This is a genomic window from Microbacterium sp. K41 (assembly GCF_004794395.1).
Classification (GTDB): Bacteria; Actinomycetota; Actinomycetes; order Actinomycetales; family Microbacteriaceae; genus Microbacterium; species Microbacterium sufflavum.
Window position 1 is genome coordinate 1 of the sequence record NZ_SSDO01000501.1, and the last position, 488, is coordinate 488.

The 488-nt window shown below is 76.8% G+C and carries 1 pseudogene; it reads left to right on the forward strand.

The window, feature by feature from the left end:
• Nucleotides 1-488: pseudogene (locus tag DW309_RS19780) on the forward strand (hypothetical protein); the annotation flags it as partial.

Consider the following 488-nt stretch of genomic DNA (forward strand, 5'->3'; position numbering starts at 1 on the left):
ATCTCCGTGCTCGACGACGCCACCGTCACCGGCGGCACCACCGGTACCGGGACCACGGCCCCGACCGCACCCGCGACCGGCGGCGCCCCCGCCACCTCGGGTGAGGACGGCACCGCCAGCGGCACCCAGGTCGTCGCCCCGGTGACGGCCCCCGTGACCGTGACCGGCAACGCCATCTCGCTCCTGGGAGACAGCGCCACGAGCGGCACCGGCGGCACCCCGTCCGCACCCGCCACCGGCGGCACGCCCGCCACTTCGGGTGAGGACGGCACCGCCAGCGGCACCCAGGTCACCGCACCCGTCACCGCCCCCATCGGCGTGACTGGCAACGCGATCTCCGTGCTCGACGACGCCACCGTCACCGGCGGCACCACCGGCACAGGCACGGCCCCGACCGCACCCGCGGCCGGCGGCACCACCACCGGTGAGGACGGCATCCTCGGCGGCACCCAGGTCACCGCACCCGTCACCGCCCCCATCGGCGTGAC